Annotated in this window: 17 protein-coding genes; 16 read left to right on the top strand and 1 reads right to left on the bottom strand. The window is 40.2% G+C overall.

Annotation, left to right across the window (positions count from 1 at the left end):
• Nucleotides 1-195: 195 nt before the first annotated feature.
• From serS to EO119_RS08110, 15 genes are all read left to right on the top strand, one after another.
• Entirely contained in the window at nt 196-1,473 is a 1,278-nt protein-coding gene (serS, locus tag EO119_RS03405; protein ID WP_126940700.1) for a serine--tRNA ligase, read from the top strand.
• A 13-nt stretch (nt 1,474-1,486) separates the two neighbouring features.
• Nucleotides 1,487-2,131: a fructose-6-phosphate aldolase gene (fsa, locus tag EO119_RS03400; RefSeq protein ID WP_009353803.1), complete on the top strand. Its 645-nt coding sequence runs from the start codon at nt 1,487-1,489 to the stop codon at nt 2,129-2,131.
• Nucleotides 2,132-2,154: 23 nt separating this feature from the next.
• Nucleotides 2,155-3,117 (top strand): class II fructose-bisphosphatase, encoded by a 963-nt coding sequence (gene glpX, locus EO119_RS03395; RefSeq protein WP_009353805.1) that lies wholly within the window; start codon nt 2,155-2,157, stop codon nt 3,115-3,117.
• 170 nt (nt 3,118-3,287) lie between these two features.
• Complete coding sequence (murA, locus tag EO119_RS03390) at nt 3,288-4,544, top strand: UDP-N-acetylglucosamine 1-carboxyvinyltransferase (protein ID WP_009353806.1); 1,257 nt, start codon at nt 3,288-3,290, stop codon at nt 4,542-4,544.
• Nucleotides 4,516-5,688: a rod shape-determining protein gene (locus EO119_RS03385; protein ID WP_126940699.1), complete on the top strand. Its 1,173-nt coding sequence runs from the start codon at nt 4,516-4,518 to the stop codon at nt 5,686-5,688. Before murA ends, EO119_RS03385 begins: the two co-directional genes overlap by 29 nt.
• A 159-nt stretch (nt 5,689-5,847) precedes the next feature.
• Nucleotides 5,848-6,138, top strand: a complete 291-nt coding sequence (locus EO119_RS03380) for a DUF2118 domain-containing protein (protein WP_126940698.1) — start codon at nt 5,848-5,850, stop codon at nt 6,136-6,138.
• A 25-nt stretch (nt 6,139-6,163) separates the two neighbouring features.
• Entirely contained in the window at nt 6,164-8,053 is a 1,890-nt protein-coding gene (locus EO119_RS03375) for a SpoIVB peptidase S55 domain-containing protein (RefSeq protein ID WP_126940697.1), read from the top strand.
• Nucleotides 8,054-8,185: 132 nt separating this feature from the next.
• Complete coding sequence (locus EO119_RS03370) at nt 8,186-8,947, top strand: ABC transporter permease (RefSeq protein WP_009353821.1); 762 nt, start codon at nt 8,186-8,188, stop codon at nt 8,945-8,947.
• An 8-nt stretch (nt 8,948-8,955) separates the two neighbouring features.
• Nucleotides 8,956-9,720 (top strand): ABC transporter ATP-binding protein, encoded by a 765-nt coding sequence (locus EO119_RS03365; protein WP_009353808.1) that lies wholly within the window; start codon nt 8,956-8,958, stop codon nt 9,718-9,720.
• Nucleotides 9,717-11,021 (top strand): MlaD family protein, encoded by a 1,305-nt coding sequence (locus tag EO119_RS03360; RefSeq protein WP_009353814.1) that lies wholly within the window; start codon nt 9,717-9,719, stop codon nt 11,019-11,021. The genes EO119_RS03365 and EO119_RS03360 overlap by 4 nt, the downstream gene beginning before the upstream one ends.
• Before the next feature lie 9 nt (nt 11,022-11,030).
• The gene (locus EO119_RS03355) at nt 11,031-12,446 is read left to right on the top strand and encodes a TolC family protein (protein WP_126940696.1); all 1,416 of its coding nucleotides are present in this window, start codon (nt 11,031-11,033) and stop codon (nt 12,444-12,446) included.
• 25 nt (nt 12,447-12,471) lie between these two features.
• The gene (locus EO119_RS03350) at nt 12,472-16,752 is read left to right on the top strand and encodes a translocation/assembly module TamB domain-containing protein (protein WP_126940695.1); all 4,281 of its coding nucleotides are present in this window, start codon (nt 12,472-12,474) and stop codon (nt 16,750-16,752) included.
• Between the two features lie 13 nt (nt 16,753-16,765).
• Nucleotides 16,766-17,401, top strand: coding sequence for a sigma-70 family RNA polymerase sigma factor (locus EO119_RS03345; protein ID WP_126940694.1), 636 nt, complete (start codon nt 16,766-16,768; stop codon nt 17,399-17,401).
• A 466-nt stretch (nt 17,402-17,867) separates the two neighbouring features.
• Nucleotides 17,868-19,778 (top strand): threonine--tRNA ligase, encoded by a 1,911-nt coding sequence (gene thrS / locus EO119_RS03340; RefSeq protein ID WP_126940693.1) that lies wholly within the window; start codon nt 17,868-17,870, stop codon nt 19,776-19,778.
• Nucleotides 19,779-19,974: 196 nt separating this feature from the next.
• Nucleotides 19,975-20,133, top strand: coding sequence for a hypothetical protein (locus EO119_RS08110; RefSeq protein ID WP_009353813.1), 159 nt, complete (start codon nt 19,975-19,977; stop codon nt 20,131-20,133).
• A 194-nt stretch (nt 20,134-20,327) separates the two neighbouring features.
• Here EO119_RS08110 and EO119_RS03335 read toward each other — a convergent pair whose 3' ends face one another.
• Nucleotides 20,328-21,059 (bottom strand): SIMPL domain-containing protein, encoded by a 732-nt coding sequence (locus tag EO119_RS03335; RefSeq protein WP_126940692.1) that lies wholly within the window; start codon nt 21,057-21,059, stop codon nt 20,328-20,330.
• Nucleotides 21,060-21,199: 140 nt separating this feature from the next.
• Between EO119_RS03335 and EO119_RS03330 the strand changes: the two genes are divergently transcribed.
• Nucleotides 21,200-21,940: an NADPH-dependent oxidoreductase gene (locus tag EO119_RS03330; protein ID WP_126940691.1), complete on the top strand. Its 741-nt coding sequence runs from the start codon at nt 21,200-21,202 to the stop codon at nt 21,938-21,940.
• Nucleotides 21,941-22,692: the final 752 nt, after the last annotated feature.

Raw genomic sequence — 22,692 nt, 5'->3', positions numbered from 1 at the left:
TGTGAGGTGCGTAGATGGACAGCGACTAAACAGAAATGAGTTTGGTCGCTGTTTTGTTATCCTTTCAGAGATGGAGAAAGGGTAAGGGGAAATTGCCCAAGTAAATGCCTATTAAGGTAGAAAAGTAATAGCAAATGTGCTAATATTAAAGGTAGATTAATTAAGTACTTAAATGAATTCTATGAGGTCATGATTATGTTGGATTTAAAATTTGTCCGTGAGAATATTGAAACGGTACAAGAAAACTTAGATCGTCGTCATACAACAGGCGACCTAGCTAGCTTTGTGAAGTTCTACGATGAAAGACGCGCTATCATCCAAGAAGTAGAACAATTGAAAGCAGTGCGTAATGCAGTAACGGCAGAAATCAGCCAATTAAAACGCAATAAAGAAAATGCAGATGATAAAATTGCAGAAATGCAACGTGTAGGTGATGAAATCGGTGCATTGGATACTAAATTGCGTGACGTGGAAACAGAATTACAACAAGTGGCTTTGATGTTACCTAATATGTGTGATGCTTCTGTACCAGTAGGGGCTGATGAAAACGAAAATATCGAACAACGCCGTTGGGGTACACCTCGCTCTTTCGACTTTGACGTAAAAGCGCATTGGGATCTAGGAGAATCCTTAGGAATTTTAGATTTTGAAAGAGCTGCTAAAGAAAGTGGTGCTCGTTTCACTATTTACAAAGGGATTGGTGCACGATTAGAACGGGCATTGATTAACTTTATGTTAGATATGCATGGTAGTGCTGGCTTCACAGAAATGATGACGCCTTACATTGTCACTCGTGAAACCTTGACGAATACAGGTCAGTTGCCAAAATTTGCTGAAGATATGTATAAAGTGGAAGGGGAAAATTACTTCCTCATTCCGACCGCAGAAGTTACATTGACAAACTATCATGCCAATGAAATTTTGACAGCTGATGAATTGCCTAAATATTATACAGCATTTACGGCTTGTTTCCGTGCCGAAGCAGGTTCTGCTGGCCGTGATACACGTGGCTTAATCCGCCAGCATCAATTTAATAAAGTAGAATTAGTGAAATTTGCAAAACCAGAAGAATCTTTTGCAGAATTAGAAACGTTAACAGCGCAAGCAGAAAGTATTTTGCAAGCGTTAGAATTACCACATCGTGTTATTACATTGTGCACAGGTGATATGGGATTTGGTTCTGCTAAAACGTACGATATCGAAGTTTGGATGCCAAGCCAAGGGGTATATCGTGAAATTTCTTCTTGCTCAAACATGACGGATTTCCAAGCACGTCGTGGTAATATTAAATTCCGTCGTGAACAAAAAGGTAAACCAGAATTTGTACATACATTAAATGGATCTGGTTTAGCTGTAGGTCGTACAGTGGCTGCGATTTTGGAAAATAATCAAGAAGCAGATGGCTCTGTACGCATTCCAACAGCGCTTCAACCATATATGGGTGGTTTAACTCATATTCATCCAGAGGCTTAGAAAGGAGTCCGCTATGAAATTCTTCATTGATACAGCTAATTTTGATGATATTAAAGCAGCCTATGAAATGGGCTTTATTGCAGGGGTAACAACAAACCCGTCTTTAATCGTGAAAGAAAAACGTGACTTACACGAAGTGATTCAACAAATTGCTGATCTTGTAGAGGGACCAGTGAGTGCAGAGGTCATTGCTACAACAGCACCAGAAATGGTGAAAGAAGCCCATGAATTAATTAAGTTGGGTGATAATGTAGTGATTAAAGTGCCAATGACAGCAGAGGGGTTAAAAGCAGTAGCTGTGCTTTCTAAAGAGGGAATTAAAACGAATGTAACATTGATTTTCTCTGCTAACCAAGCATTATTGGCAGCTCGTGCAGGTGCTACCTATGTAAGCCCTTTCGTTGGTCGTGTAGATGATATTTCTATGGACGGAATCCAATTAATCGAAGACATTGCTGAAATTTTTATGATTCATAATATTTCAACAGAAATCATTGCAGCTAGCGTTCGTACGCCAATGCATATGACACAATGTGCCAAAGCAGGTGCACATATTGCTACAGTGCCGTTTAATGTGTTACAACAATCCTTGAAACATCCATTAACAGATGCAGGATTAGCACGTTTTCTAGCGGATTGGGAAGCAGCCAATAAATAGTAGACATAAGTGGGAGGATCAAAATGGATCGCACATTAGCCTTAGAGTTTGTTCGTGTTACAGAAGCAGCGGCATTAAAAAGTGGTCGTTTATGTGGTCGTGGAGCCAAAGATGCAGCGGATCAATTAGCTGTTGATGGTATGCGCCAAACCTTCGATACAGTACCAATTTCTGGTACCGTTGTGATTGGAGAAGGTGAAATTGATGAAGCGCCAATGTTGTACATTGGTGAACGTGTTGGGGCAGGCGGAGAAGAAGTAGATATCGCCGTAGACCCTATTGAAGGCACGAATCTAATTGCAAAAGGTCAAAATGGTGCCATTGCTGTATTGGCCATTGCACCAAAAGGCGGTTTATTGCATGCTCCAGATATGTATATGGAAAAATTGTGTGTAGGACCACGCGCCAAAGGTGTGATCGACTTGAATGAATCCATGACTGAAAATTTGCGCCGTGTAGCTGCTAAAATGGAACGTGCTATTGATGATTTAACAGTAGTTATGTTGGATCGTGAACGTCATCAAGGTTTGATGGATGAATGTCGTGCTGCAGGGGCTCGGATTCGTTTGATCACGGACGGTGATGTGAACCCAGCTATGGAATGTGGGTTAGAAGGTTCTGGCATTCATATGGTTGTGGGTACTGGTGGAGCTCCAGAAGGGGTATTAGCAGCAGCTGCTTTAAAATGTACAGGTGGCGATATGCAAGCTCGTTTAAAACCAGCTACAGATGAAGAAATTCGTCGTTGTCATGAAATGGGAATCACTGATTTGAACAAAGTATTGACCATTGATGACTTAGTAAGTGGTGATGATGTTATCTTCTCCGCTACAGCCATCACAGAAGGAAATGTATTATCTTCTCTTAAATACTTCCCAGGTGGTGCTCGTACTCACTCCGTAGTGATGCGCTATAAAACAGGAACTGTTCGTTTTGTAGATACTATCCATCGATTGGATAAGAAGCTTTCTATGAAAGTGAAATAAATAGTATACATCTATTCTAGGAAAGGCCGTCATAAGACGGTCTTTTTCTTGCGCATAAAGGAAAGATTTAGTATACTAGAGTATGAATGTTTGTCAGTCAAAACATGTTTGAAAGGTGATGAGGTATCACCATTGAACGATAACAATAGATAAGATTAGGAGGAATTCAGTTGGAAAAGCTTATTATTCAAGGAGGTACGCCTCTACAAGGTCGTATTCGTGTAAGTAGTGCAAAAAATGCGGTACTACCAATTATTGCGGCGACTTTATTAGCGTCTACTCCAAGCACCCTGCTTGAAATTCCAGATTTGGAAGATGTTCATACTATTTGTGATGTGATTGCATCCCTTGGTGTGAAAGTAACAAAAGATGGAGAAAATATTACTTTTGATGCGTCTACTATTTCTGCTACAGAGGCGCCTTATGATTTAGTGCGTCGTATGCGTGCATCCTTTTTGGTGATGGGACCTTTATTGGCGCGCAAAGGGGAAGCTCGTATTGCCTTACCAGGTGGTTGTGCTATTGGCAGTCGTCCTATTGATTTGCATTTAAAAGCCTTTGAAGCACTAGGTGCGACTATCACTATGGGAGAAGGTTTTGTAGAAGCAAAGGCTCCAGAAGGATTAAAAGGTAATTTAATTTATTTAGATTTCCCAAGTGTAGGGGCCACTGAAAATGTAATTATGGCAGCGACTTTTGCAGAAGGGAAAACAATCATTGAAAATGCTGCAGAAGAACCAGAAATTGTTGATTTAGCTACCTTCTTAAATAGTATGGGTGCTAATATTCGCGGTGCTGGTACAGATGTGATTCGTATTGAAGGCGTCAAAGAATTAAAAGGTGCTGTGCATACAGTGATTCCAGACCGCATTGAAGCGGGTACTTATTTAATTGCTGCAGCTATGGCTGGTGGCGATGTATATGTAGAAAATGCCCTTTCGGAGCATTTAAAGCCAGTGGTAGCTAAGTTAAAAGAAGCTGGTGTTACGGTAGAAGAAGATATTGATGGTATTCGTGTTATCAGTAATGGACAGTTGAAAGCAACATCTATTAAAACCTTGCCATACCCTGGATTCCCTACAGATATGCAGGCTCAATTTATGGCTATGACGACGATTGCCAAAGGTACAAGTACTGTGATGGAAACAGTCTTTGAAAATCGTTTTATGCATGTGGATGAGTTGAAAAAAATGGGTGCTTCCATTGAGGTAGATGATCGTAAAGCTATCGTAACCGGTGTTGAACAATTGGTAGGTGCTGAAGTAGAAGCGACTGATTTACGTTGTGGTGCGGCTCTTGTGTGCGCAGGCTTAGCTGCTTCTGGGGTGACCAAAGTGGGGCAATTGACTCATATTGATCGTGGCTATGATAATTTAGTTACAAAATTAAAAGGAATAGGTGCTAACATTGTTCGGGTGGACGAGTAAGCCAAAACAGCCTCAAACTAGAGAGGATAGACGGAAACAACGTCGTGTACGTAGAAAACCAATAGGAACGACTACCAAGCAAACGTCCTTTAAGCGAGAAAGTCGCTCCCTATCATTTCTTGAAAAAATGAGCCTTTTATGGACTACTGATATTGGTATCGATTTGGGTACCACTAACGTAGTGATGTATGTCAAAGGCCGAGGTATAGTTTTAGATGAGCCAGGATTTGTGGCTTGTGATACAAATACTAGAGAAGTGATTGCCGTAGGTCATGAAGCGCGAGCTATTTTAGGTAGAACTCCAGAGGGCATTGAAGTGATTCAGCCCTTAAAAGGGGGAGTTATTGCCGATTATGATACAACCGCTTATATGTTGCGTTACTTTATTCGTCGTGTAGTGCTTGTATCTGGGCTAATTCGATCCCGTATGATTGCTTGTGTTCCCTCCAGTATTACACCCGTGGAAAAGCGGGCTGTTTTAGAAGTGCTCTTACAAGCAGGAGCTCGTAAAATAGTGCTTATGGAAGAACCCCTAGCAGCCGCTATTGGCACTGGCTTAGATAAGGCTGAACAAGTGGGCGCTATGGTGGTCGATATAGGCGGTGGTACCACAGATATTGCTGTCATTTGTGATTCTGGCGTGGTAGTCAGTGAAAGTTTACGCATCGGTAGCGATACCTTTGATGAAGCGTTACTACAATACATGAAGCGGAAGAAAAAGCTTCTTATAGGTCCCTTGACAGCAGAAGATCTAAAAATTGAAGTGGGTACCGTAGATCCAAGATCTGGAGAGGAACGTGCTATCGTTAGAGGTCGGCACAGTGTGACAGGATTACCGCGTGCTGTGGAAATTACCTCAAAAGATATGAAGTTTGCTTTGGATAGACCTGTGCAAGATATTATTGAAGGGATTATTGGTATTTTAGAAAAAACACCGCCAGAGTTATTAGCGCAAATTAATGATCATGGTATTATCTTGACCGGAGGAGGCTCTTTGCTTCGTGGCTTAGATCGTATGATTACAGAAAAAACAGGGCGTCCCGCCTATGTAGTGGAACATCCTCGATATTCAGTGATATTAGGAACGGGAAAGGCCCTATCAGAGTTGAATCATTTGCGTGATACATTAGAAGAATTGAGGTAGTAATTTCTTACATTCATGATTTTTTCATATACTGGGTATAAGATATAGATGGTAATACCTAATGTGAATAGGCATACCATTTTACTAGGCATTTATTGTTCTTACTCTTGAAAATATGATATACTGTACATGGAAGAAAGATGTAGGAGGTGTATATATATGAAAAAAGTTTTTCTATATAGTTTGGGGGCATTATTAGCAGCATTATTTGTGACAGCTACGGCAGAAGCCGCACCAGTGAATCATGAAACTGTGTTATCTGGTGAGGTAGTGTCCATAGTTAGTGTGGGTACATCTGTAAAAGAAGGAGACCCATTATTAACCGTGCAAACATTAGGTGGTCCTATGGTGGCATCTCGTGCTACAGTGAATGGCGTGGTACAAACAGTATCTGTAGAGCCAGGAGCTGCGGTAGAACGAGGTCAAATTATAACAGTAATCAATAATTAATAATCAATAAGAAGAGGCGATATAGATGCAATTCCATCGTTTTTGGCGTCGGTACAATAAGAGTGTGCTGGCGCTCTTATTGTGTGGAGCTACTTTTACAAGTGCCCAGGCAATAGAATTTATGAAAGTAGAAGATTTACATCGTGGTATGGTAGGCCATGCGGATACGGTGGTGCAAGGTGATAGGATTGATTCATTCCAAGTCGAAGTTTTGGGTGTAATGAAGCAACGCGGTCCTTCAGGGGATTTAATCTTGGTAAAAGTATCAGGTCCAGTCATTGATGCATCTGGTGGCATTGTTCATGGTATGAGTGGTAGCCCCGTATACATTGATGGAAAATTAGTAGGTGCCGTTGCCTATGGCTGGGGATTTACAGATGGTACTTTGGGGATGTTGACCCCTATCGACCAAATGGTAAAACTATGGGATGAGAAATACCAGAAAGATTTACCTAACCCTTGGAAGGACAACCAGCTGATACCCTTAGGAACTCCACTGATGGCAGATGGCTATGATGAAGCTTCTTTGTCGTATCTAGGGACAAAGTTTAAAGACTTTGGCTATAAAGGATATGCTACGGCTAGTGATAGTACTGATGATATTGTGAAACCAATGGTGCCTGGTGGCTCTATTGCGGCGTTACTGGTAAAAGGTGATTTGAAGATGGGCGCCGTGGGGACTGTTACCTATGTAGATAAGGATAAAGTAGTTGCCTTTGGACACCCATTTGATAAACGTGGCTCTACAGGTTATTTCATGAATAACTCCAGTATTTTTACAGTAGTAAAAAGTATAGATTCTGGTTTTAAATTGGGGTCCTTAGGGCGAGAAGTAGGTGTTATCACAGAAGATCGCGGGGCAGGTATTGCTGGTACCGTTGGGGTATTTGGAAAAGGTGTTCCTGTGCGTATGCAACTTCGTGATTTAGATCGTGGGGTAGAGCGAAATGCGGCGGTCACGGTTGTGGAATCTTCTAAACTAACGCCGACCTTGGTGGCGACCTCCGTATATAGCCTGCTGAACAAAACGCTAGACCGTGTAGGTGGTGGTACAGCTAAGATCAATATTAAGATTACACCTGTAGATCCTAAATTACCTACCTTAGAACGACGGAATATGGTGTACTCCAGTAGCTCAGTATCTGAAAAATCTATCGATGAATTATTCGATATTGTAGAAAGTTTAATGAATAATGCTTTCAAAGACTATGAAATCCGTGATATTCAAGTAGATGTACAAGTGGAAGAAGCAAAACGTACAGCTACGATCATCGATGCTAGTGCAGACCAAGTCATTGTATCTCCTGGGGACAACATTGTGATTACTGCCAATTTACAAGCCTACCGCGAAGGAAAGATTCAACGAGAAATTATCTTTAAAGTGCCAGAAGATCAAAAGCTAGGAACCTATACACTTGAAGTGCGTGGTGGTGGCGTGATTCCATTGCCATACTTGTTTGAAAAACAAAAATATAATTTGACAGATGAAATTGTAGAGCGATTGAAAGTGCATAAAAACTTTGATGAATATTTCAAAGATCTCAGTGAAGATGATCAGAATAACCAAATTGTAGCAGAGTTTTTAGCCGATGATATCAGTATGGTGGAAGAGTCTGGGGACAAGGCGAAAAAGCAACGCCTAGAAGCAGACGAGGAAGATGTGGACGATGATGAGTTGCCAAATGGAGGCAAACATAAAAAAGGTTTGAAAGCCTCTGATGATGACGAAAAAGAAAACAATGAAGCATCACGAGTGGTAGTAGATTATGTTGTCTTAGGTGATGGACAGTTTACGGTACAAGTGGTAGATAAAAAAGATCGAGACCATTTGCGTAAACAGCGGATCAAAGAAAAACTTTCAAATTTAAAAGAGAAAGTAAAAGCAGAAGAGTCAGACCAAAAGAAAAATAAATAGTCTTATCCGAAGAGAGCAGGAAGTGATATAGCATCATTTCCTGCTTTTATTTTGAAAACTCCGATGGTACTACTGCACATTCAAAGAGTTTTGTGATATACTGAAGATTGATACAAATACTCAGGAGGAACTATGATTTGGTTAACATGGATTGGTAAGCAAATGATCTTTTTCCTATCCCAGATAGGTGAGGCCATGTTGTTACTATGGAGAACCATAGGACAATTACCAAAAATAAATTGGAAACTCACAATCGAACAAATGGCACACTTAGGGGTGTATTCCTTGCCGATTTTATCATTAACTATGTTTTTTGCAGGCGCTGTGATGACATTGCAAATGGCAGATGTATTGATACACTATGGTGCACAGGGAACTGTGGGTGGTATTATGGCCATTGCTATGGGGCGCGAATTAGGCCCAGTTTTAGTTGGCGTTGTATTAGCAGGTCGTGTGGGTGCAGCTATTACGGCAGAGTTAGGAACTATGAAAGTAACAGAGCAAATCGATGCCTTAAAGGTCATGGCGGTTAACCCCATTGGGTATCTTGTAGTACCTCGTGTTGTAGCATGTATGATTATGGTGCCAATCTTGACATTTTATGGTGTTCTTATCGGTACAGGTGGGGGATACTTGGTAGCTACCATAGTGAAAGGACTAGCCGGTTCTACCTATTTAGACTCCATTCAAATTTTTGCGATCCTATCTGATTTGACGTACGGACTCATTAAATCTTGTGTGTTCGGAGCGGTTATTGCCCTAGTTGGATCTTATAAAGGCATGTACACAGATATGGGGGCAACTGCTGTTGGCTATGCTACTACTAGCTCTGTAGTAACCAGTATCATTTTAGTCTTTATATTAAATTACTTTTTATCAGTCTTATTATTCTAGGAGGACCTATGATTGAATTACAAAACGTGGTCCTAGCCTATGAGAATAGAATTATTTTAGACCATGTAGATTTAACTATCCATGATGGAGAAACTCTAGCTATTTTAGGAGGCTCTGGAGCGGGCAAAAGTACTTTGCTTAAATTGATTATCGGTCTTTTACGGCCTACCAGTGGTACTATTTTAGTAGATGATGTAGATATTACGAAAATCGATGAGAATGAATTCGATCGGTTGCGACAAACTATGGGGATGGTCTTTCAATACTCTGCGTTATTTGATTCTATGAGTGTAGGAGAGAATGTAGCCTTTGGACTACGCCAACATACGACGATGAGCGAAGAGGAGATTCAACGTACTGTAGCTAGAAAGCTACGTATGGTAGGATTGCCAAAGACTGAACAGTACATGCCTAGTGAACTATCAGGGGGGATGAAAAAACGGATTAGCTTGGCTCGTGCTATTGCTTTAGATCCTAAAATCATTCTATATGATGAACCGACATCAGGATTGGATCCGATTACATCGGGCACCATTAGTCGTTTAATACGGAGCATGCAATCTCATTTGCAATGTAGTTCTATCGTGGTCACTCACGATATGAACTCAGCCTTTTTTGTGGCAGACCGCATTGCCTTACTAGATAAAGGAAAGTTTATTGAAGTATCACCAACAGAAGAGTTTAGACATTCTAAGAATCCGAAGGTACAACAATTTATAGAGGGTCGTAAATCTGTGAAAACAGAGATACAAGAAGAAGGAGATATACCATGAAGTGGACAACAGAGGCGAAGGTAGGTCTATTTACCGTAGTGGGGGTAGTCCTATTTGCTGTGTGTATTGTATTTTTAGGACGATTTGATATATTTGCAGCTCCTACTATGCATATTGCTGGGAATTTTCAATCTGTAACGGGGTTGAAAGAAGGCAATACTGTGCGCTTTTCAGGGGTGAAAGTAGGGAAAGTCAAATCTATGCAAGTCACTGACAAAGGGATTACGGTGGCTATGGACATCGACAAGGATGTAAAAATTCCGACAGACTCTGCTTTTACCATGGAAAGTGATGGTATTTTAGGGGATAAATTCATCCAAATTACGCCAGGCCGTAGTACTTTGTATTTAGATGATGGTGCTTTCATTACAGGGGATGGAAAAAGTGAAATCGATAAAACCATGGCGCAAGCTACGAAATTGATGGAAGCGGCCACCACTACATTGCAATCCATGAATGGCATCATTGGTGATGAAAAAACACAAAGCGCTTTACGCAATGCCTTACAATCGACAGAGTTAATTGCTCAAAATACAGCAAATTTGACGGCTCAAATGAATGCTATGTTAGCGAATAATAGTGACAATATTTCAGCTTTAACAGCGAATATGGTAGGCATTACACGAAATATGGAATCCTTGACAAATCAAATGGATACGAATATGAAACAATTTAATGCAGATGGTCAAGCAGGAACAGAAATGCGTCAAATTGTGAATAATTTGAAAACTACTACAGATAGTATTTCAAAAATGGCAGGCGCTATGGAAGGAGTTGTAACAGACCCTAAGAGCGCTGCGGATATTAAGGAAACTTTGCATAATACAGCACAATTAACGACTAAGCTAAATCGTCTTACCGGTGGGGACGTGAAAGCAGGTTCGGATGGAAAAAAGTCGGATCTTAAGACGCAGATAGGAGCAGAGGTATTGTACAATCCAGAGGATAAAAAAGCTCGTACTGATGCAGATGTGCGCCTTATGACGAAGGATTCTATCTATACCTTAGGGATTTCCAATATAGGTAATGGTTCGAATGTGGACCTTACCTATGGAAAACGAGTGCTAGATCAAGTATACCTACGAGGTGGTTTATTTGATGGAAAACTAGGCGTAGGAGCCGATGTGGGATTTGGAAAACCAGTTTCACTATCTGGAGCTCTATTCGATATCCGCCATGGTTCCTATCGGATTCGTTCAGATGTTCAATTATGGAAAGATACTTATGTGGTAGGTCAATGGACTTGGTATGGACATGACCATAACCGTGTGAATTATTTTGGGCTAAGAAAGACATTTTAGGAGGACCCAATGAATACAAAAATAATGACAGTAGCAGCGATGTTAGCAGCCTATGCATGTACAGTAGGAGCAGCGGCACCGCAAACAGATACAGTAAAATTAGTACATTTTCAAGAAAAAGCAACTGCGCAAGCAGCAATGATGACAAAGGCATATAAAAACCAAGCACAGACAAACAGTCAATCTGTGTCTATTACATTGCCACAATCCATTGCATTAGCATTGCAAAATAATAGAACCTTACATCAATCTCAATGGGATTATGAAGCGGCAATAGCACAAGTAGGAGTTGCGACTAGCGGTAGGAATCCAGTAGTGACGTATAATTATAGCGCTAACCATACAGGAAATGAAGTGAACGGTGTTAGTAAAACTGGAAATGCCTTTTCGCATCAATTAGGTGTGGGAGTATCTGTATTTAATCGTGCTTTGGATGCACAAATTGAAGCAGCTAAATATAGTCGTGATGGCAGTGGCGCAGCATTAACGGAAGCCGCACAAACAGCTAAATTAACGGCAGCAACTAATTATTTGTCCCTTATCATGTCTCGTAATAAGGTAAATGTAGCAGAACAAACAGTCCGTGATTACGAAGAACATTTAAAAAATGCTAACTTACAATATCAAGTAGGTATTGTATCTAAATCTGATGTACTGGCTACGAATACACGATTAGCGAATGCAAAAACTGCTTTAGTAGAAGCGAAAAACGCTGCTAATTTAGCAGAGGCAAAGTTCAATAATCATGTAGGATTGCCTGTATCTACACCAATCGTAACAGCAGACAAAGAATTAAGCTATGCACCATATGGTATTTCATTGGAATCTGCAAAATCTTATGGAGTAGCACATCGTGGTGCCATTGTACAAGCGGCAATGGCAGTGAAAGCAGCCGAAGAAAATGTAGGCCTTGCAGATGCTTCTGATATTCCAGTGGTGAAAGCCAATGCTAGCCGACGCATGAATGGTGCACATTGGGCTGGTAACGATAGCAAAGACTGGTCCGTAGGCGCTACCTTATCTTGGAATGTATGGGATGGGGGCCAATCAAAAGCTAATGTAAGTGCTGCTAAAGCAAAGTTAGAAAAAGCGAAAGAAGCCTATGCACAAACGATTGATACGGTAGAGTTACAAGTGCAAGAGGCGTACTTAAATTTAAAAGCAGCAGAACAAAAAATTAAAAGTACTCATGCTGCAGTAGAAGCAGGACAGGAAGATTTCCGCATTAAAACATTGCGTTACCGTTCTGGAGTAGGCACAAATGTGGATGTGCTTGATGCAGAAACGGCGTTAGCCACAGCTCGTAATAATTATGTAGATGCTCTATATAACTATAACTTAAGCATGGCTACCTTAGAAAAGGCAATGGGTATTTCTGTAGAAGCCACAGTGGGTAGTGGCGCAATGATTGTGAATCAAGGATAGTGGTCATACCGATATGAGGTGAATCATGAAGAGGAAACACTGGATACTAGGTATCGTACTCGGTGGATGTGTAGCAGGCGTTGGATTCGGCTTACAACCATTGAGTGAAACCTATGTAGGGCCTTATGTGCAAGAACAATTACATACAGCACTGAATGGAACTGTTTCCTATTCAACATTTCACATTGGTTGGGATGGTTCTGTTCAAATGAAGGATCTTATCGTAGACGATGCGAAAGGGCAACGTGTGCTTACCGCAGATGCATTGACGATATCCATTCAATGGCTTAAGGTATTGCAATATCCTTTTGGACAGGTATCGCCAGATGCCTTAATCGGTACGATTACTGTCAGCTCACCGCATGTCAATGTGGTACAAGATGAACAGGGGCAATGGAATGTACTACAATTGCTTAAGGAACGAGAGTCGGATAGTCCTAGTCAATTTAGTGGATTGTTGCGGCTAGAGAATGGGTCTATATCCTTATTCTTGCCTCATGCAGAACCGTTGCTCTTATCGGATGTGAATATGACCGTCCTAGGTGATGGTGGACATATGCTAGATGGAGTCGTGGATGCCCAATTAGGAAAGGATCATATTCATTCCAACATACAATGGGCGTTGGATGACAGTGGTAATCGATCATTCTATGTGGAAACACCACATTTAGATATAGCTCCTATTATAAATCGAATCTCTTTACCAACTGCAGTAAGTCCTATCAGTGGTGAGCTGACAGATGTAGCATTGACAGTCACACAACGTGGTGGTTTCTGGTATGGGGAAGGGGGACTTTCCTTCCAAAATGTAGGAACGACGCTTCAAGGTTATCGGTTAACATCTGGGAAGGGGACACTTCAAATCCATGGAGATGTGCTGTTCTTGGATGGAATTGAAGCGAATGTGAATGACGAGCACCTTCGTGTGAGTGGCACTGTACACCATGTCTTTGATGAGGATCCTACATTACATGTCAGCGTAGGATTGAAAGAGTGGAATCTAGCCTCGTTTGGTCAATTGCCACTGACAGGGACTATTACGGCAGAGGCATTGTTAACAGGACCTGTATCGAATGTAAAAGCTAGTGGCGATGTAGAGGTACGAGATCTTGCCTATGAAGGAATCACAGTCAATCGTGGAAAAGCTCATCTTTCCTATGGAGATCAAGTGATTCATGTAGGAGATGCAGAACTGAGTACGCAAGGTGGAACTGTAACTGGTACTGGCTCGTATCATATAGATACAAAAGATTTCTTTGCACAGCTAAACTTACAAAATGTGTCTTTATATGGGCTGCCTCTTGGAGGACAATCCTCTGTGCAGGGATCTGTCAGCGGTGATTTGACTGTGGAAGGACAGGGAGGTGCTATTTCAAATGTAGTGGGCTCTGTAAGGGGACGTCAAATTGGGTATAAATCTATCTTAGTGGATACTTTGGATGCTAGTGTATCTTGGGATGGTACACAACTAGTAGTACCTTATATGAATGGTAACTGGAGTAGGGGGACATTCACCGGTAGTGGTCGCTTAGGAAATGGAACATTTGGACTTAGCCTATACGGTACTCATATCGGACTAGAACAATTTAATGGATGGTCACCTAAACCTTTGGGAGGCACTGTATCCATGGAAGCAAACTTGCAGGGATCCCTAGAGAACCCTACAGGGACTGTTACCATTGCGGGAGATACACTTTCTTATGGTGTAACACAGTTTGACCGTATGTTTGTGAAAGCAAATATAGAGGATAAAAAACTGCATATCCTTGACGGTGATTTAGAATATAAAAAAAGTATCTATGATGTGCGAGGAACTATCAATTTAGATGGAGGCCAAGATGTGGATATCAAAGGCTCTGCGAAGGATGTACGTATTGAAGACATATTGCCAAACTTTACAGATATTCCTATGACGGGATGGATTCACACAGATGTACATATAGAAGGTACCTTACAGCGTCCTAAAGTAAATGGATATGTGAAAGCCTGGGATGGCTCTATATATGGAAAACTGTTTGAATCTATTGAAGGATATTATGCATATAAGGATGGGCACTTACATTTACCAAGGTTGGACATTACTAGCTATGGTTCCTCTATTGTGGTGGATGGGGATATACAAAACAAACAGTTAGATATTAATTTTGTAGGTGATGCGGTGCCAATTGAACCCTTTATTCGGGATGCGGGTCTCAACATGGTTGGCTATGTAGGCGCAGAAGGACATCTAGGTGGAACTGTGGATGCACCTATCTTTGAGGGCGTGGTACAGTCAGATGTTATGCAGGTGAAGGATACTACATTGCATGATATTACGGGTGCTGTGTACATTACGCCGAAAGTGGTACATCTGCAAGAGTTGACTTTCACGGGCAGCGGCACTAGTCAATATGAAGTAAAAGGTGGAGTTCAACTGGATGAATCGAAACGCTTATTTGGTTATGTTCGTGTACGAGATGGAGAATTGCAACAGTTATTAGCATTAAGTAATGCAAATGTACCAGATGTAAATGGCAAGTTGCAGGCGACCATTGATTTAGGTGGTACTAGTGACAGCCCAAGGTTAGATGTAAAAGGATCTCTCGAAAATACAACTATTCGTGATGAAGTAGTGGGAACTGCTACACTGGATGTGGGCTATGGTGGACGTACCATTGATATCCGTACGTTTAATTTACCTATTAAAGAAGGGCTTATTGCTGGTAAGGGTAAAGCTGATTTAGATGGGATTACAGATATTCAGTTAGTAGCATCAAAAGTGCCTGTTGGAACTATCTTGCCTTTAGTAACATCAGATATCAATGGACAAGGGAACTGGAACTTTATTATTAATGTACAGGGCCCTACGAAATCTCCAAAGGTAGAGTTTTCTAGTGAAATAGAACAAGCTGTCATCAATGGTATAAGCTTGGATCAGTTAAGCATCTTAGGCAATATGGAAGACCAAGTGGTATCGATTCAACAAGGGATGATTAAGAAAGCGGATTTTTCTATTAAAGTGCGTGGTAAATTACCTTTAAGTGCATTGGTAACCAATGAATATGTGTCTGATGATGCGAGTAAGCAATTTGATGTTTATGTGGATATGAATGAAGCAAACTTGTCAGTACTTCCATTGATGTTTAAAGAGGTACAGTCTGGAGAAGGGGCTATTCGTGGTATTGTTCATGTAACAGGAAACTCTGCGAATGTATTAGCTGATGGTACGATAGATTTAGCGAACGGATCTATGCAGCTCAAATCCTTAAAGAAACCATTGACGCAGTTAAAGGGACAGCTATTATTCCGTGGTAATCATGTTGATATTACAGGAAGTACTACCATGGGGAAAGGTAATGCTGGCGTATCTGGAAATATAGGATGGACAGGTTCTCGAATTACTTCTTATGATGGTGCATTACAAATGAAAGGTATAGAAATTGGTCATGAATTTTATACCGGCCCATTGGAAGGCGAATTGTATATGATCAATAGAAATGATTTGCCAACCTTAGTAGGCGTCATCAACCTTCATGATGTGGTAGGATCTATACCTTTATCCTTTAGTAGTTCAGAGACATCGATTCCATTGGGACTAGATGTAACTATCAATGCTAAAAACAATGTGAGATTATATAATCCATTGCTTTATGATATGTACTTACAAGGGCAGGTAAAATTTGAAGGTACCTTAGGAGAACCAAAGGCAAGTGGCAAGTTATCTGTGAATAAAGGGCATGTAAAATATTTGAAAAATCGCTTTAAAATTACTGAAGGGCAAGCTAAGTTTGTCACAGGTAGTGTGATTCCTGAACTGAATGTACGAAGTATGGCGAATGTAAAGAACTATCGTGTATCCTTGCAAGCAGAAGGACCTGCTACACAGATGAGATTAAAACTGACTTCGGAACCTAATTTATCGGAACGTCAAATTATTTCTTTGTTGACTTTTGGACGTAATGTAGGTAATGCCAGTGGTGTTACATCGGATGATGCGAATGCATTGCTTACCTCTAGTTTACAGTCCTTGGCTTTTGGGTATATTGAAGATGTGTTGCAAGATACATTGGGCTTAGATTTGGTGAATATTACTACAGGCTCTTTGGATGGAAAAGACTCTCGTGATTTCCAAGAGAAAAATAACTTTAATGTGACCATAGGTAAATATGTAGTGCCAGATTTGATGATTACCTTAACTAGAGGGCTAAAAAACGATCATCTATCATATGGTTTTCAGTATGATATCAATCGTAATGTCAGTGCTACAGGATGGTTTAATAATGAAAATAAACGCTATTTAGGGGCGCAGTGGCGCTATCGATTCTAAAGGAGGTGAAGGTATGCTTAATGATTATATTGCCAGTGTGGATAAAATTGAATTATTGTCATGGGAAGAAGAACAACAGCTTTGGAAATCCTATGAAGAACATGAAGATATGCAGGCTCGCATGACGATCATAGAGCATTACCAACCATTAGTATTGAAAGAAGCCAATGCATATCAATCCTCTAAGATAGATATGATGGATTGCATTCAAGAGGGAACGATTGGCCTAATTGAGGCAGTAGAGCGCTATGACTCCCAAAAAGGAGTAGCTTTTTCCCTCTATGCAGTGCATCGTATTCGTGGACGCATATTAGACTATCTTCGCAAAGAAGGTAAGGAAGGCATTGTGTTACAAACTGAATCAGAAGATGGAGAAACTTGGTGGGAACAACTGCCTGCAGAGGGACCTTCTACAGAAATTGTTTGCGAGGAACGCATGTATGGGGATATGGTAACCTCTGCCATGAAACAGTTGCCTTTAGCGGAGCAACATGTAGTGGAAGAAGTGTATTACAAAGATCACAGTGTAGCATCTATTGCAGACACAATGGAGTGCAGTCATAGTTATATTCATCGATTGCGAAGAAAAGGATTAGCTCGGCTCAAAGGTTTGTTAGAAACGGCCAAAGAGACATGGGATAAAAGTTGATTCTATTGTTCAAGTCTTAAGAGCATATACATAGTACTACTCAATGGCCAGTTCTCGGACAGGGTGCAGAGAGTAGTACTTTTTTTATAGGGAATTAATTACATCGAAAAAAATCGCTTGACAGATATATAGTTTGGAGTTACTATATTTGTATTATACATATAGAACAGTGATGCGAAGGACATGACCCTAACCATCTATACTTTCAGAGAAAGATACCTTGGCTGTGAGTATCTAGTGTAGACTTAGACGTTACCACCTTCAAACTGGTTTGGTGAAGGCTTAGCTTGTAATCAAATCCGTGTGGACCCGTTATCGTCCGTAAGAGTGAGTCCTATCAATAGGGACTAACTAGGGTGGAACCGCGAAGATCTTCGTCCCTTGTGTGGGAGAAGGTCTTTTTTTGTTGGTAAAAAGTATTGCCATCCCCAATGGCATAGTAGTATTAGACCTAGGGAGGTAACCTATGAGTGAAGTAAATATCATTTTACCTGATGGAAGTTCTAAAGCTTTTGCAGCTGGAACTACATTGGGTGAAGCAGTAAAACAAATTTCAAACAGCTTAGCAAAAAAAGTATTAGCCGCTGATGTAAATGGAGAATTAACAGACCTTCGTGAAGTATTGGTGGAAGGTTCTAAGGTAAGCTTTTTAACATTTGCAGAAGATGGTGGTAAACATGCATTCCGTCATACTGCATCTCATGTGATGGCGCAAGCAGTAAAACGTTTGTGGCCTGATGCGCAATTGGCCATTGGACCAGCTATCGAGAACGGTTTCTACTATGACATCGATATAGAACATAAATTAGTGCCAGAAGATTTACCGAAAATCGAAGCGGAAATGAGCCGTATTGTAAAAGAAAACTTACCTATCGAAAAAGTATTGATGGAACGCCAAGAGGCACTAGATTTCTTCGCAGCTAAACATGAAAATTATAAAGTAGAGTTAATCAATGATTTACCTGCTGATGCAGTGATTTCTGCGTACAAACAAGGAGACTTCACTGACCTTTGTGCAGGCCCACACTTGGCAAGCACTGGTAAAGTGAAAGCTTTCAAATTACAAAGTATTGCAGGTGCCTACTGGCGTGGCGATGAAAAAAATAAAATGTTGCAACGTATTTATGGTACTGCTTTTGAAAAGAAAGAAGAACTAGAGGAATACTTACACTTATTAGAAGAAGCAGCTCGTCGTGATCATCGTAAATTAGGCAAAGAGCTTGGCTTATTCGTTATCAAAGAAGAAGGACCAGGATTCCCATTCTTCTTGCCAAAAGGTATGGCAGTACGCAATGCCTTAGAAGATTTCTGGCGTGAAGTACATCATGACTATGATTATGAAGAAGTTCGTACCCCAATTATCTTAAGCCAACATTTGTGGGAAACATCTGGTCACTGGTTCCATTACCGTGAAAATATGTACACAACACAAATCGATGGAGCAGAATATGCAATTAAACCAATGAACTGCCCAGGCGGTATCTTGGTGTATGCAAACGATATGCATTCCTATCGTGATTTGCCAATTCGTATGGCAGAACTTGGTTTGGTACATCGTCACGAATTGAGCGGTGCTTTACATGGTTTATTCCGTGTACGTAGCTTTACACAAGATGATGCCCATGTATTCATGACTCCATCTCAAATTAAAGAAGAGTTAATGAGCGTTATCGACTTATTCGGCCGTATCTACTCTCAATTTGGCTTGTCCTATCATGTAGAGTTAAGTACAAAACCAGAAGGCGCTATTGGCGACGATGCCATTTGGGAATTAGCGACAGAAGCATTGCGTGAAGCGATTGAAGCAAAAGGTATTCCATATCGTATCAACGAAGGTGATGGTGCGTTCTATGGCCCTAAACTAGATTTCCATATTCGCGATTCTATCGGCCGTACATGGCAATGTGGTACTATCCAATTGGATATGAACTTGCCAGAACGTTTTAACTTGGAATATATCGCAGAAGATGGTCAAAAACATCGTCCAATCATGATTCACCGTGCATGCTTTGGTTCTATGGAACGTTTCATTGGTATCTTGATTGAACACTTTGCAGGGGCGTTCCCAACTTGGATGGCACCAGTACAAGTGAAAATCCTTCCAATCAGTGAAAAACATGTCGAATATGCTGAAAAATTACGCAAAGCATTTAAAGATGCCTATGTGCGTGTGGAACTAGATGATCGCAGCGAAAAGATCGGTTACAAAATCCGTCAAGCACAAATGGAAAAAGTATCCTACATGCTTGTGGTAGGTGACAAAGAAGTGGAAGAAGGAAAAGTAGCTGTTCGTAAACGTGGTGTTGGTGAACAAGGGGCGATTCCTTGGGAAGAATTCTTGGCAAATATCCAACAAGAAATTAAAGATCGTGCATAATCACTAAAATAAACAGGATAGTATGGAGGCACTTTGCGTGAATCTGATACATGGATCCTAGTGGATTTTTGATGATATAAGTATTGTGTATACATATGAAAAGCATCTTCACAAGAAGGTGCTTTTCATCATATAATACAATTAGAAAGAAATTGGTCTTTCCTTTTCTAGTATTCCGAGTAGAGGTGATGGAATCATGATTACATTTGACGATGCAGAAAAGCAAAAATTAAGTCCTGAGGATTTAAAAAAATTAAAGAAGCATAATGATATCAATGAATGGCCGTGTCCATTATCAGATGATATGAAAAAGCAAATGCATGATAGCTTTAAAGTTGTGCCTAAGAAAAAATAAGAAAAAGCCGTAGCGACTGAGGATTGTGTTCGCTACGGCTTTTTTTGAAAAAAGAAGAAACGCCATACATCGGATGACGTTTCTCGTAGGGGTGATATTTATATAGTAAGTAGTATGTATAACATGCATCATTAGATGTGTATGTGAATGCATATATTTTGGCAATCAGATAGTTGTATCAAGAGATATAGATCCTATTGCAGATAGAATACTACATTTGCTGTTTTGTTGGCGGACATATCTCCCTTCTCTATAGGTGTAGAGCTAGATAAATCCATAGATTTTACTGCAAGCATAGCATATCTAGGGTTTACCTCCATAGTTTGTGTGCGTGTAGTTCCTAAGCTTGCGGATTTAACAGGACCTAGTTCACGGCCAAGAGATTTTGCAATCACTTCCGCTTGGTGGCGTGCATCACTAATAGCAGATGCAGATAATTGATCTTCTATCTCTTGGGATACATCGGTTTGGAAGGTAAGGGAATTGATATCAGAAGCGCCACTAGCAATAGCTGCGTCGATGGCTTTTCCAATAGAGGATGTGTCATACACCCTTACAACAACAGTGTTGTTTACATTATAGCCATTTAATTTTGAGTTCCCATCAATGTAATCGTAATTAGGGTTGATAGTAATGTTAGATGTTTGGATATTATTTCTAGATACGCCTAAATGTTGTAGGGATGAGATAAGTTTAGACATAATCGCATCATTTTGAGATTTTGCAGATTGAACAGACGTATTTTTGCTAGATACCCCAAGGTTAAGTAATGCATAGGATGGTGCCACTTGGCGAACAGCTTGGCCTGTGACGGATATTTCTCCAGCGGACATATTTGCAGTCATATCTGCAGCCATAGTGCCCACTGTGGCAGATGTCATCAGTGCGCCGATAGTGAAAGCTTTCAAAAGCAATGAATGTTTCATAAAATCGTCCTTTCTATATGATGTACCTGTTGACAAAGAAAAAATAAGTACCCTACAATGGTATATATACAGTACATCTAGTATTTGTTATTATACTACATAAACTATGTGAAAGTATGATGAAGGTTAGGAGTAAAACTATGAACCCTATTGATATTATGTTAGATCATAAAAGTATTCGACAATATAAACCGATGCGAGTATCTCCGCAACATTTAAGTATTTTGTTAGATGTAGCGAAACGGACTGCTACAAGCATGGGGATGCAAACATTCAGTATCATCCGTATTGTAAAGCCAGAAATTAAAGAAGCCATTGCAGCGGTATGCAAACAAGAGTATGTGAAAGGTATGCCTGAATTGTTTGTATTTGTGGTGGATGCATATCGAAATGCACAAATTATGAAAGAAAAAGGACTGGATCTTGATACAGCAAATGATGCAGATCGATTCTTCCAAGGGTGGACAGATGCCTGTTTAGCGGCACAAAATATGGTGACTGCAGCAGAGCTAGCAGGATATGGTACAGTATATTTGGGAAGTATCTTAAACGATGCAGAAAAAATGATTGAAATTTTGAACCTACCTGAATTAACATTCCCTGTAGTAGGACTTGGACTGGGTATGGCAGACCAAAAACCAGCATTGAAACCACGCATGCCAAGAGAAGCAAATGTATTTGATGATGAATATAGTACGTTTGATAATTATCATGAGCTATTAGAAGATTATGATGAAGAAATGAATCAATACTATGATCTTCGTAGTCCTAATTATCCCTTGCCTAAATTTACAGACCAAGTAGTGGGGCGATTACAAATGAAGGATGAGAAGCGCAGTGCCTTGGTGGAAATTGCAAAAACTCAAGGGTTTCACTTGTAATGCTATTCTGCCTTGTGGCGTTTTTGCGATGTAATGAAAGAAAAGACCGCAATACACCTTCTCAGAAACGGTATTTCATAATGTATCGTCATTTGTAACGCTATGTAGCCTGTGGCTAATTAAACTTAATAAGATAAATTGAAGAGCACGGTATACTCCTCACAAACGGTATTTCATAATGTTTATTCGGAGCACACCGTGCTCTTCTTGTATATGTGTAATTTAGATAGTAAAAACGCCACAAAGCTACTACAAATAACTGCATTCCTCTAGGAAAGGTTTGTGAGTGGTTGTTCGGAGGTTTACCGTGCTCTTCATAAATTTGCATGAATAATTTAATAACACTGCCACAAGGCGCTCTACGCATGACTGCATTCTAGGGTGGGGGTGCTGTGCTCTTATGATGTTTGAGGAATTTAGGTAGTAAGGAATTCCACAAACTATTCTATGTATAACTACGTTACTCAGAAGAAATATAAGTATTGCTGGCACATGGTGTTATAAATCCGATTATAATTAGAAGCAGGAGGTGTACATTATGCTTTAGCTTAGATATACTTAATTTAGTTGTTTTAAGTAGGCTAGATTATATAGGGTGAATTCTATAGAAAACATATATGAAAAATACTAAAAAGTAGGGTTGCAAATTATTGGTAAATAGCATATAATACTTTTAGTGCTTGAGACACAAGCACTTTTAATTTTCTTACAGCTTAGTAACTAAGAAAATTAAAAAGATTAAAAATAACTGT

The sequence above is a fragment of the Veillonella sp. CNR 79/14 genome (genome assembly GCF_003992185.1).
GTDB lineage: Bacteria > Bacillota > Negativicutes > Veillonellales > Veillonellaceae > F0422.
This window is presented reverse-complemented; position numbering and strand designations above follow the sequence as displayed.